This is a genomic window from Acidimicrobiia bacterium, assembly GCA_040881685.1.
Taxonomy (GTDB): Bacteria; Actinomycetota; Acidimicrobiia; order IMCC26256; family PALSA-555; genus SHVJ01.
Window position 1 is genome coordinate 3494 of sequence record JBBECS010000054.1, and the last position, 12604, is coordinate 16097.

Genomic DNA, 12604 nt, shown 5'->3' on the forward strand with positions numbered 1-12604 from the left:
TCGTGTCCGGCTCGCTCGTGTCCGGCTGCGTCGTGTCCGGCTGGGTCGAGTCAGGCTGACTCCCGTCGGGGAGCGACGGCTCGGCTTGCGGTTGCTCGCTCGACGGAGTGGTGCCCGGGTCGTCGGCACCCGCGAACTGCACGACGGGCCCCGCGGTGAGCGCCAGCACGACGGCCACCGAGGCCACACCGACCACGCTGCGCGCGGTGCGGTTGTGTCCGTCGGCGCGCCTCGCGTCACCACGAAGCTTGTCCCAGCGAAGCCCCATAACCAGCCCATTTCGTCCCGACCGACGCTGCCCACGTCGGTAGCTCCTGCATTCGCTCGCAGGAGTGGGCCGGTCTCACCACTAGCTCGCTTCAGCCTCTCGGTGACCGAGTCATCGGCTGAAGGTCTCCGCCTCCCACTACCCGTCACGGAGAGTAACAAGTCGCGCGGAGCGTGGCAAGTGCCCTGCCACACCGACCGGCGGGGCAGCACTCCCAAGACCACCGAGCGCTCAGACCCGATGGTGATCCCGTACGCTCCGCATCCGCGTTCTCGGCGCCCGTTCCACGTGGGCTTCGATCGGAGAGACTTGCACTCGACTGTGACTGAGGAACATGCGCGCCCGCGACTCAGCTCCTCGGTCGCCGAGACCATTGTCGTCGGCGTGGTGCTCGACGGGACGACGGTCCCCGCCTGGGTGTACTCGGTGCTGTCGCGACTCGAGCGTGACCCGGCGTTCGACTGGGGACTGACGCTCCTGGTCGGTGACGCGCGGCGCGCCAGACGGGGCCGCACCCGGGCGCTCGGGTTCCGGGCGTTCGAGGCGCTCGATGCGCGACGCCACGCCTCACGGGCCAACGACGCACTCGCCGCTCGCGACGCGACTGCACTCGTGGCCGGGCGGCCGCGCATCGAGGTGTCGGACGACCGAGATCTGGCACCGCCGCTGCTCGCTCCGACGGCGCCGCGCGGCGCGGCGCGTCGGTTCGATGTGGTGCTCGATCTGCGCGCGACGCGCGGTCCGTCACCAACGACCGACTTCGCCCGCTACGGCGTGTGGTGGGCAGAGCCCGCGAGCGATCACCCGCGTCCCGGCGACGCGGTCTTCTGGGCAATTCACGATCGACAGTCGACGTGCGACGTGCAGCTCGTCACCCGCGTCGCCGGGACGCCGGACCCGGTGGTCGCCGCCACGGCGACCGTCGGCCTCCAGCCGGCGTCGCTCGCGGTCAGCCGGAGCCTCTGCTACTGGAAGGCGGCGACGCTCGTGCTCCAGCAGCTCGCCGGCCTTCGCGTCGGCGATGGGAACAATGACGTCGCGGCCGCGAACCGAGGGCCCACCGAGAGGAGGCCTGTGTCGGCGCGCCCTCCGCGTGCCGGCGCGGTCGCGCGGGTCGCCGGACGTCAGCTCAAGGCGGCGATCGGGCACCGTATTGCCGCTCGCCGCACCCGCGAGCAATGGCTCCTGGGGATTCGGCTGCGCATGACGGACACGCCCACCCTCGACGGCCTCGGGTTCCGTGCGATCGTGCCACCGCCGGATCGGACCTTCGCCGATCCCTTCCTGCTCGACCACGGGTCGACGACGCACCTCTTCCTCGAGGAGTTCGAGTTCGCGCGCGGCCGCGGGGTGATCTCGGTGACGACGGTCGGCGACGACGGTCAGTCGGGCGTCCCCGAGGTCGTCCTCGAGCGCCCGTACCACCTCTCGTACCCGTTCGTGTTCCGCGATGGCGCGGACGTCTTCATGATCCCGGAGTCGGCGGCGAACCGTACGGTCGAGCTCTATCGCGCCGTGGACTTCCCGCGAGGATGGGAGCTGCACGATGTGATCCTCGAGGACGTGCGCGCGCTCGACAGCTCGCTCCTCCACCACGGTGGGCGGTACTGGCTCTTCACGAGCATCGAGGAGCCCGGACGCAACCGCAACGACGAGCTCCACCTCTTCACGAGCGCCGCGCTCGAAGGACCCTGGACACCCCATTCCCGGAACCCGGTCGTGACCGACGTCCGCCGGGCGCGGCCGGCAGGCCGTCCGTTCCTCATGGACGGGTCATTGATCCGACCGGCCCAGGACTGCTCCGTTCGCTATGGCTTCTCGGTCGCGTTCCAACGTGTCGACATTCTCACGGACGACGACTACGCCGAAGAGACGATCGCGGTCCTGGGGCCGACGTGGTCTCACGACCTCGAAGCAACCCACACCTTCAACACCCTCGGTCGCATCGACGTCGTCGACGGCCTCCGAAGGATCCCGCTCGCCTGACCTCGTATCGGATTGCGAGCGCTGCTCGCGTCGACGCGCACGAGGTGTCGCCCGCCACCCGATAGCCTGGAGAGGCATTTCAGTAGACACGTCGCAGAACGCGAGGGGCAGATTGATGCGCGCGCTCGTCACCGGCGGGGCCGGGTTCATCGGGTCGAACTTGGTCGACGCGCTCGTCGATTCGGGAGCCGAGGTCGTGGCGTTCGACGACCTCTCGACGGGCTACGCCAACAACGTGCATCCGCAGGCGACGCTCATCGAGGGGGACATCGCCGACCAGGACGCCGTCGCCCGCGCGACCGCGGGATGCGACGTCGTCTTCCATGAAGCGGCGCACCGGGCCGTCGCTCGGTCCGTCGAGCGCCCGCTCGAGACGGACCGAGCAAACGTCGCGGGCACGCTGACCGTCCTCGTGGCCGCCCGCGACGCCGGTGTACGCCGTGTGGTCTCGGCGTCGTCGTCCTCCATCTACGGCGGGGCTACCCAACTCCCGACGCCCGAGTCGGCGCCCCTCATTCCGCGTTCGCCGTATGCCGTGTCGAAGCTCGCGGCGGAGCACTACTGCCGTGTGTTCTGGGAGCTGTACGGACTCGAGACCGTCGCGCTCCGCTACTTCAATGTGTTCGGACCACGACAACGGCCCGACAGCATGTACGCGGCGGTGATCCCATTGTTCATCGACGCCTTGCGCTCGGGTATGGCACCCGAGATCCATGGCGACGGTCACCAGAGCCGACACTTCGCCTTCGTCTCCGACGCTGTCGACGCCAACCTTCGGGCCGCCGACGCACCGCCCGAGCGGTGCGCGGGACGGGCCTACAACATCGCCGGGGAGCGCTCGTACGATCTCCTTGAACTTCTCGGGCTGCTCGAAGCCATCGTCGGACGGTCGGTGGCGCCCCGGCACACCGAGCCGAGGTCTGGCGACGTTCGCAACTCGCTCGCCGACCTGACCGCGGCGCAGCGCGACCTCGGCTACCGGCCGCAGGTGAGCTTCACCGAGGGTCTGCGCCGGACGGTGGCCTGGTTCGACAACCGCGTCGGCGTTGAGCCGGGAACCGCGCGATGACGGACCGGGTCACCACCAAGGGGCTGCTCGAACGCCTCGAGTCGCGCGAAGCGAAGATCGCCGTCGTCGGCCAGGGCTACGTCGGGCTCCCGGTCGCCATGCGCGCGTGCGAGGTCGGCTTCGGCGTCGTCGGCTACGACACCTCGGCCGAACGAATCGAGGCGCTGCGCGCGGCGCGGTCGTACGTCGAGGACGTGCCCGACCTCCAGCTCCGGTCGGCACTCGAGAACGGCTACTGGCCGACTCGCGACCCGCTCGACCTGCGGGCGTTCGACGTGGCCGTGATCACCGTGCCGACGCCATTGCGCGACGGCAACCCCGACCTGTCCTTCATCGAGGCCGCCGGGCGCGACCTCGCCCCGAAGCTGACGCCGGGCGCGCTCGTCGTCCTCGAGTCAACGACCTATCCGGGCACGACCGAGGAGCTCCTTGGGCCCGTGCTCGAGGAGTCCGGTCTGCGGGCCGGCGAGGACTTCTTCCTCGCGTACTCACCGGAGCGGATCGATCCCGGCAACCCGGAGTGGAACCTGGTCAACACACCGAAGGTCGTGTCCGGCATCGACGCGGCATCGCGGCGCGCCGTCGAGGCGTTCTACGGCACGCTCGTGGAGAAGGTCGTGCCCGTGTCCTCGACGGCGGAAGCCGAGCTCGTCAAGCTCCTCGAGAACACGTTCCGCCATGTCAACATCGCCCTGGTCAACGAGCTCGCGATGTTCGCGCGAGACCTCGGCGTCGACATCTGGTCCGCGATCGACGCCACCGCCACGAAGCCGTTCGGATTCATGCGGTTCACCCCGGGACCCGGCGTCGGTGGCCACTGCCTGCCGATCGACCCCTCCTATCTCGCGTGGCGGGTTGAAACGCGCCTCGGCCTCCGGTTCCGGTTCGTCGAGCTCGCCAACGACGTGAACAGCCACATGCCCGACTACGTGGCGACCCGGGTCATGGCGTTGCTCAACCAGGACGCCAAGGCGGTCCGCGGTGCCCGCATCCTCCTCCTCGGCCTCGCGTACAAGGCAGGGACGTCCGACTGGCGCGAGTCGCCGTCGACCATCGTCGCCGAGCGGCTACTCGCCCTGGGCGCAGAGGTCCGCGTCCACGATGCCCACCTTCCGGCGGACACCGACCTCCGGCTGCCGGTGTCGCGGGTCGACTGCACCGCTGACGAACTCGATGCGGCGGACCTCGTTCTCCTGCTCGTCGAGCACGCAGACCTCCCACTCGACGAGATCTGCGCTCGCGCCAGGTTGGTGCTCGACACCAAGGGGTGCCTGCGCGGTCGCGAGTTCCGCGGCGAGCTGCTCTGAGCTCGTAGTGGATCGTGGCACGGAACGTCAGGGGAGTCGGACGAGGCGGTCGACGCCAGCGTCATGGAGCTCCACGACCGTGCGTCCCTCGGGGCTCACGATGCGCACATCGATGCGATGCACCGCTCCGAGCCCGAACCAGGCGGTCACCGACGGGCCGGCCGCGAACCCGGTCGACGTGCCGACCTCTCGCCACGCGAGGCGGTCATGCGGGTCACCGAGCCCACCGGCGTGGAACAGCTCGACGACGGTGCCGGGCGTGGCGGTGACGCCGAACCAGTGTCCGGCGTTCGTGCGGTTGCGCAGGAGCGGGCTCGGTCGCGTGGGCTCGAACTCGGCGAGGAAGACGTCGAGTCGGCCGTCGCGGTCGGCGTCGAGCACCGCGGCCGTGACCCAGTAGTCGGGGGGATTCGGAATCCCGGTCAGCTCGAAGCGCGGGACGCCTTCGTCGACACCGACCTGACGGAAGACGACGGCCACGCTGCCGGCGGACGCCGTCGTGAGGATGTCAAGGCGGCCGTCGGCATCGAGGTCGACGACGTCGACGTGTGGCGCCTTCGTCGGGAGCGGCGTGAGTCCGGCGGCACCGGTGACGTCGCGGAAGCGAGGCGCCTGTGCGCCGTCGTTGCCGTCGTTCAAGTACAGGCGCACCGGGACGCGCCGGCCCTCGTCGACGGTGCTGTTGTAGTGCTGGCCGATCACAAGATCGGTGCGGGCGTCCCCGTCGACGTCGGTCGCGACGACCCCGGCCGGGTCGTCCTCGTCGCCGAAGCGAGGCCAGTCGAACGTCTGTCGAGCGGTGTCGTCCTCGCGGAAGCTCCCGTCGCCCTGGTTGAGAAAAAGACGGTTGGACCCAGAGATCAGCACATCGGGCGCCCGATCACCGTTGAGATCGGCGGTCGCGACCCCCATGCCGGCCACGTCCGGTGGCAGCCCCGCGGTGCGAGTCGCATCGACAAAACGAAGCTTGCCCTCGTTCCGCCAGAGGACGCTCGCGCCGTCCGAGAAGCGGTCCTCGACGATCACGAGATCGAGCCGCGAGTCGCCGTCGAAGTCGATGAGCCCGATCGCTCGCGCACCGCGAGGATGGTCGAGCTCCGCCGCCTTGACGAACCGTCCCCTGTCGTTCCGGAGGATTGTCGACGGCGCCCGGCCGCGCTCGACGTCCCGAACGTTGCGCGCGAGGACGAGGTCGAGATCCCCGTCCCCGTCTAGGTCCGCGAATGCGGCCGCGGCCGTGCGCCCCCACTCGGCCGGAAACGACTCGTCGACGCGAAAGCCGCGCGACCCACCGAGGAGGAGGCGGTCCGGCGAAGGGCCGTCGGCACCGCGCACCCGGTAGTCGTCCTCCGGACGGTCGGCGAACGTCCCGACGAAGAGGTCGCTCCAGCCGTCGTCGTTCACGTCACCGGTCGCGGTCGCGTGCACGCGCATGCCCGTGAGCGGCTCGAGCAGCCCCAAGTCGCTGGTCGCGTCGAGGAAGGCCGGCGCTCCGCCCGGCCCGCGACGCGGCGCTCGGTAGACCTCCGTCAGCGCGTCGCCGTCTCCCCTGCCGGCGCCGCGCTCGCTAGTCTGCGCCGACGCACGAGCTGTCGCGGGAAGATTCGCCAGCGTGGCGCCGAACACGACGGCGCCGGCGAGCGTCACGCTGGCCACAAGCCGGCGACGCCGCACCGTCATGGGGACAGATCGATGACCGCGAGCACGACCTCGCCCCACGGCTCGTCCCGGTCCTTCCCGGCGTTCAATCCGACGTACAGCCGGTCGCCAGACGGGTCGAGCACGACGTTGTAGCTGCCGCCGAGCGTCAGGCCGAGCTGCTCCTCGGCCAAGTCGTTGAGCTCGACGATCACCTCCTGCTCGCCGGTCTTCGTGTCCACGGCGATGACGGGCGTCCCCTGCTCCCAGGCATCGCCGTGCGCGCCCGGCACGTAGAAGACGCGGGACCCGTCAGGGGTCAACGCGAGCGATGTCGTGTAGCCACGAGCAGACCCGAGTGATCGGATCGAACCATCTCGGCGGAGGGCGAAGAGCTCGTTGGGCTCCCTCGTCACGCCGTAGACCGTGCCATCGGGCGCGGGGCGCGTCGACGCGCGCAGCCACCCGCCGCCAGGGAGGGTCGCGTCGTGCACTCGCAGCTCCTTCGAGCCGGGCTCCCACACGAGCAGCCGCCCATCGCGCGCAGCGAGGTACGCGCGGCCCTTCTTGTCGACCAGGATGCTCCGGAAGCCGATGTGCGCCGCTTCGTCCGAACGAAAGACGACCTCGTCTCGCTGAATGTCGTACACGAAGAACGTGCCGTGATCATCCTCGAGCTCCTCGTCGAAGCGCTTGGGGTCGGTCGCCTCCCCATAGACCAGACCATCGGGCGCGAATGCTGCGAGCGAGGGGATGCCGTGCTCGGCGACCGGCGCGCCGAGCGGCTTCGGCTCGAGCCTCGCGTCGAGACGGAAGAGCAGATCCCCGCGGTACGTCGACGTGTACATCTCGTCGGACTGGTCGCCCCAATAGGTGCTGAAGTACGCCTCGCCGCACGGGCCGGCAACGATCTGCCCGTGGATCTTTCCGTAGCCCCATGCACCTGGCTCGTGCTCGACGAGCGACAGCACGTCGGCAAAGCGGGTCAGCCGTTGCGTCTCGGGGTCATAGACGAAGAGATACGAGTCGCCGTCGGGACCGCGGTGATCCCCCATCGCGGACACGAACCGACCGTCCGGGAGCACGAGGCCCTGACCCCACTGCGACCAGGGATCGCCTTCGCCCTCAGGGCGGGGGTACCGAACGAGCGCCACGTCGACTCCCGCATCCTCGGCCGTCTCCACGGGCTCGGCCTCGTTCGAGGGACCGTCGACTGAGGCGGGCGCGGCCGGCCGCGGGCAATCGACTTCCTGACCGCGAATTACAGCGTCGGCCGGTACGCCGGGAATTCCAGCCACCGCGTGGTTTGCAGCGCCCCACGCGGCGCTGGCACTGAGCAGCGAACTCGTGATCAAGGCGAGGCCGGCTCGGCGATGCGAGCGTCGTGTGCGGACACCGAACACCGACGGATCATCCGTCGAGCGCGGCTTAGCCATGCGTCCCACGCTATCGCCGCTGTTCGTGTCATCGTCCGCGGGGCGCGCCCGACCGCGCTGCGCGCACGCTTGCCGCGGTAATCGCTCACCGATACGCTCCGTGTCCTCATGACGCGGCAGCGTGTACGGCCACCCCCGGGCCGTCGGCAGGACCCGCCGTTTGCGGTGTAGGGCATTGGGTACGCAGAGGACGATCGCGTTCGTCGGCCACCGTTATCACCTCGAGCAGTACACGCGCGGGCTCTACGACGCCCTCGGTCAGCGGTTCGACATCAGGTTCACCTGGGTCGACGACGGGTGGCCGGAGTCGATCGCCGACATCTCGGGCCACGACGAAGCGGACGCGTGCATCTGGTTTGTCCGCTTCCGCGAGCTGATTGAGCGTCCGGGGTTCCGGTGGGGAGACTTTGCGGGTGTGCGCGTCATGCTCGAGCACGACGCCGTGCAGAACTTCGCGGTTTCGGAATCGCGCTACATCGGTGCGTGGCCGGAGGTCTTCCACCGCAACGACTTCCAGGTGCTCGCGAGCAGTGGGAAGGCGACGAGCGAGCGGCTCGCCGCCGCAGGAGTTCCCTCCTACTGGCTACCGAAGGGCTACGACGCCGCGCGCATGTTCGACCTCGACCTCGAGCGGAATGGCATTGGCTACTACGGCATGGCCTACCAGGCCCGGCGCGCGATGCTCGATTACCTGCAGCGCAGACGGGTTGGGTTCACATCTTTTCGCTGCCAGAGCTTCGAGTTGAACGAGCACTTGAACCAGTTCCTCGGCTGCCTCATCTGCAACATGGAGGGCATCGTCGGTCGCGGCCTCGGTCGTGTCATGCATCGGCTCTCTCCGAGCCGTGGCCTCGTGCTCAAATCGGGACTCGAACCGATGATCAAGAACTTCGAGGTTCCGGGAGCAGGATGCGCGCCGATCTGCGACGAGATCGACGAGCTCGCCGACCTTGGCTTCGCGGACGGCGACACCATGGTCTCGTACCGGACCTTCGACGAGCTCGTCGAGAAACTCGACCACTACGGGCGGGCACCCGAGGACCTCCGCGAGATCGGCCGGCGCGGTAACACCCTCGTTCAGAGCCGTCACACTTGGGACGACCGAGCCGAGCAACTCGAGGATTTCATCGCGCGGCAGATGTGCCCAACACCAAAGATCGCGCCGACCGCGCCCTAGACTCCCCCGATTCGCTTCACCGGGAAACGGGAAACGCCTCGACCCGATTGGCGCGACACGACGACGAGGCTTCACAGATGTCCGAAACGGTCCTCATCACGGGTGGCGCAGGCTTCATCGGCTCGCATCTCGCCGACGCGCTCCTCGAGCGCGGCAACCACGTGATCGCGCTCGACGATCTCTCGACCGGAAGACCGGAGAACCTCAGCTCCGCGAGCACGTCTCCCAACTTCTGCTTCGTCCAAGGGTCCGTCCTCGACGAACTCATGGTCGACGAGCACGTGCGTAACTGCGACATTGTGATGCACCTCGCGGCTGCCGTCGGGGTGAAACTGATCGTGGAGCGGCCGCTGCACTCGCTCACGACAAACATCCGCGGTGCCGAGACCGTGCTCGGAGCCGCGCACCGATACCGCAAGAAGATCTTGGTCGTGAGTTCGTCGGAGATTTACGGCAAGAACTCCTCCGTGCCGCTCGCCGAGACCGCCGACCGCGTGCTCGGATCGCCGTCCGTGGCGAGGTGGGCGTACAGCACGTCGAAGGCCGTGGACGAGATCCTGGCATATGCGTACCACAACGAGCATCGGCTGCCGACCTTGGTGGTTCGCTTGTTCAACACCGTCGGCCCACGTCAGAGCCCGGCATACGGAATGGTCATCCCTCGGCTCGTCCGCCAGGCGCTCGCCGGTGAGCCGATGTCAGTGTTCGGGGACGGCTCGCAGACCCGCTGCTTCTGTCACGTCGCGGACGTCGTGGACGCGCTCCTGCGGATCATCGGCTCTGCCGAGGCGGTCGGCGAGGTGTTCAACGTCGGCTCCGGGGAGGAGATCTCGATCCTCGATCTTGCCCGCAGGATCAGGGACATAGCGGGGAGCTCGTCCGAGATCGCGCTCATCCCCTACGACAAAGCCTACGAATCCGGGTTTGAGGACATGGCCCGCCGGGTCCCCGACACCGGGAGATTGGCTGCGCTGACCGGCTGGCGGTCTCGGCGCACCCTCGACGACATCCTCACCGAGACGATCGCCGAGGCCAAGACCGAACTCGACCGTGAGTGAGGAACCTGCACCTGCACGCCGGACATTCCGCGGCGAACTCCTTTGACGATCACTTGGCGGCTGTGCTCGGCCTGGGCATCCGGGCACTGGTGTTAGGAGACAGGGCCGGCGTTGTCGGGCCCCTCGGATCGCCACACGATCGGATGTTGCACGCGCCGGGACACGCCGGATCTCACATCGGCGGCGGGAATCGCGAGCAGCACGAACACGAACGGATACAACTGCACCCGCTGGCGCACGATGATCCCGAAGTTGCCGATGCTCGCGAACGCGTAGATGAATGCGAGTGAGAAGACGACCGCGAGCGCGACGTACGGAGTTCGGATCATCGCGCGTGGTATCGCGGCCAGGCGTCTGAATGAGAGTAAGCAGAGAACGAGCAGCACGACTCCTTCGAGCGACGCGGCCAGTGCCTGGGGATTGTGCGCCTCGACCGGCCACGGTCGGAAGAGGACCGACACCATCGCGAGCCCGTACCCAGCAGGGCTACCTGGCTCGAGCGCCTCGAACTCCGAGCCGCCTTGCGACGACTGCTGGCGCGTCCTGTCAAACACGCTCTCCACCGCTGTCGTGTCGACCTTCTGCACCCCGAAGAAGTCCTGGACCTGCGAGAGCACGATCAGCCCCACGACGGCGAGCACAACGAGCCCTCCCACCTTCGCGACCGGGTTGGTGAGGGACGCGCGCTTGGCTGGGCGAACGATGTACGCCGCGCCGAGGGCGAGGAAGACGACGAGCGCGACGTGCGGCCGGACCATGACGGTCCCCAGGAGCCCGAGACCGACGATGGGGAGACCCCAACGCTTGTGCGTGAGGAGCCGGGCCGCGCCGTAGGCCGTCACGCCGAGGGCGAAGGTCATCCAGGCTTCCTTGCCGATGCTCGACGACCAGAACAGCATCGACGGCATGAAGAACACAAGGAGCGCGTAGCGGCGGAAGTCGCCGTTCGGGACCGCGATGCGAAACGCGCGGTAGAAGAGGAACAGACCCCAGAACCCCAACCATGAGTAGACCAGATAGCCACCGATGATCGTTGGGCCGGTGAAGACGTAGACCCAGCCGGTCAAGATCTCGATGAAGCCGGTGCCGATCGCCGCCCGACCGATGTCGACCGTCAGGTCGCCACTCCGGAAGATGGGGGCCAGATGCACCCCCCACTGGTGGTACCCGATCGAGTCATTCCCGCCGTAGACGTCGATTACGACGTAGTAGCGGACGAGAGCACCGATGAACTTGAGGAGCAGCGCCGCAACGAACAGCCCCGCCATTCCCGCGTCGTCGGTCTTGTGGGCGACACGAAAGAGGATCGGGAGCGAAATGGCGATGAGCACTGGGGCGATCACCAATCCGCCCCAGACCGTGTAGGACTGGGTGGCCATCTCGCGCGCGAGGAACGCCAGGTAGACCGTGGCGAGCAGCAGCCCGACGACGGCCCACATGGTGATCGGCCGGCTCACGGCCGACACGGCGTGTGACCGAAGCCTGCTCATCGCGCCGAGAGCACGTCGTCGTAGAGCTGCTGAGTTCGCTGCATGGCACGCTCGAGGTCGAAGTCGGCCGTCCGCTCGATCCCGGCCGCTCCCATGGAGGCGCGGAGGGCCGGGGCCTCGAGCAACCTCGACAACGCGGTCGCCAGGGCAACGGGATCGCCCGGTTGGACCAGGAACCCCTCGCGGCCGTCCGCCATGACCTCCGGAATCCCGCCGACGGCGCTCGCCACACAGGGCACGCCGGTGGCCAACGCCTCGAGGAGCGAGATGGGGAGTCCCTCGTGACGCGAGCTCAGCACGAAGACATCGAACCCTGGCAGGAGCTCGAAGACGTCGTCGCGCGACCCGGCGAAGTTCACCGACGACTCGAGATCGAGCCGATGGACCGCGTCTCGCAGCTCCGATTCCAGCGGCCCGCTCCCGACCAGCACGAGGCGGAGGGCAGGGTGCGCTCGGGCGACGATCGCGAACGCATCGAGCAGCGTCTGCTGGTCCTTCTTCCGCGTGAAGTTGCCAACGGTGCCCACGACGAGCCCGTCGAGCGGGCATTGCAGCCGCACCCGGGCCTCGGCGCGGGCGCGGTGGCCACGCCGGACCGCCCGCAGGTCGGCGCCGTGGTGGACGATCTCGACGGACGGCCACGTCGCGGCCCGTCGACGAGGCCGCCGGATCGAATCCGCGACCGCGCCCGAAACCGCGATTACGGCGCGGTTGCGTCGGTAGGTGAGCGAGTTCGCCCAGCGTGTGGCCCACCGATACCGCGGCCACAGGTTGTGCTCGGTGTGCACGATCACGGGAACACCGTGCCGCGCCATCAGGCGGGCGGTCACGGCCGGGAGGGGCATGTGGGTGTGCACGATGTCGAACCCGCCGGTTCGGACCAGGCGACGGAGGCGCGTCACCCAGCGCGGGTCGGCGAGCCGGCGCGCGCCAAGGCAGTGCACGGCGATCCCTTGCGACTCGAGTTCGGGAACGAACGCGTCCTTCCACGGGAGCAGGTACGCGACCTCGACGTCGAACCGGTCCCGGTCGAGGAACAGCGCCCCGCCGACAAGCAGTCGTTCGGTCCCGCCCCGGCCGAGACCCTTCGTCAGCCACAGGACGCGCGGACGCGGCGGGGCGACCGCACCGATCCGGGATCGGTTCAGAGGATCCGCGTGCGTCGAACCGGCCAC

At 68.7% G+C, this 12604-nt stretch carries 10 protein-coding genes; 5 read left to right on the top strand and 5 right to left on the bottom strand.

The window, feature by feature from the left end; genetic code table 11:
* A partial coding sequence (locus WEE69_14715; protein MEX1146551.1) for a hypothetical protein occupies positions 1-268 on the bottom strand: 268 nt, incomplete at its 3' end.
* 321 nt (positions 269-589) lie between these two features.
* Here WEE69_14715 and WEE69_14720 point away from each other — a divergent pair.
* The 3 genes from WEE69_14720 to WEE69_14730 all read left to right on the top strand — a co-directional run bounded on the left by WEE69_14720 (position 590) and on the right by WEE69_14730 (position 4630).
* Positions 590-2254, top strand: coding sequence for a hypothetical protein (locus tag WEE69_14720; GenBank protein ID MEX1146552.1), 1665 nt, complete (start codon positions 590-592; stop codon positions 2252-2254).
* 115 nt (positions 2255-2369) lie between these two features.
* Complete coding sequence (locus WEE69_14725; GenBank protein ID MEX1146553.1) at positions 2370-3323, top strand: NAD-dependent epimerase/dehydratase family protein; 954 nt, start codon at positions 2370-2372, stop codon at positions 3321-3323.
* The gene (locus WEE69_14730; protein ID MEX1146554.1) at positions 3320-4630 is read left to right on the top strand and encodes a nucleotide sugar dehydrogenase; all 1311 of its coding nucleotides are present in this window, start codon (positions 3320-3322) and stop codon (positions 4628-4630) included. The genes WEE69_14725 and WEE69_14730 overlap by 4 nt, the downstream gene beginning before the upstream one ends.
* 27 nt (positions 4631-4657) lie before the next feature.
* Here the strand turns inward: WEE69_14730 and WEE69_14735 are convergent, their stop codons facing one another.
* Positions 4658-6310 (bottom strand): CRTAC1 family protein, encoded by a 1653-nt coding sequence (locus WEE69_14735; protein ID MEX1146555.1) that lies wholly within the window; start codon positions 6308-6310, stop codon positions 4658-4660.
* A complete protein-coding gene (locus WEE69_14740; protein ID MEX1146556.1) occupies positions 6307-7452 on the bottom strand; it encodes a hypothetical protein in 1146 nt (381 codons plus the stop codon). Before WEE69_14740 ends, WEE69_14735 begins: the two co-directional genes overlap by 4 nt.
* 427 nt (positions 7453-7879) lie before the next feature.
* On the opposite strand from WEE69_14740, the gene WEE69_14745 reads away from it, so the two are divergent.
* Both WEE69_14745 and WEE69_14750 read left to right on the top strand, forming a co-directional pair.
* Positions 7880-8881 (top strand): glycosyltransferase, encoded by a 1002-nt coding sequence (locus WEE69_14745; GenBank protein MEX1146557.1) that lies wholly within the window; start codon positions 7880-7882, stop codon positions 8879-8881.
* 77 nt (positions 8882-8958) lie between these two features.
* The gene (locus WEE69_14750) at positions 8959-9939 is read left to right on the top strand and encodes an NAD-dependent epimerase/dehydratase family protein (protein MEX1146558.1); all 981 of its coding nucleotides are present in this window, start codon (positions 8959-8961) and stop codon (positions 9937-9939) included.
* Positions 9940-10031: 92 nt separating this feature from the next.
* Here the strand turns inward: WEE69_14750 and WEE69_14755 are convergent, their stop codons facing one another.
* Both WEE69_14755 and WEE69_14760 read right to left on the bottom strand, forming a co-directional pair.
* Positions 10032-11429 carry a hypothetical protein gene (locus tag WEE69_14755; protein MEX1146559.1) on the bottom strand — a complete coding sequence of 466 codons (1398 nt, stop codon included), beginning with the start codon at positions 11427-11429 and terminating at the stop codon, positions 10032-10034.
* Complete coding sequence (locus tag WEE69_14760; protein ID MEX1146560.1) at positions 11426-12604, bottom strand: glycosyltransferase; 1179 nt, start codon at positions 12602-12604, stop codon at positions 11426-11428. The genes WEE69_14755 and WEE69_14760 overlap by 4 nt, the downstream gene beginning before the upstream one ends.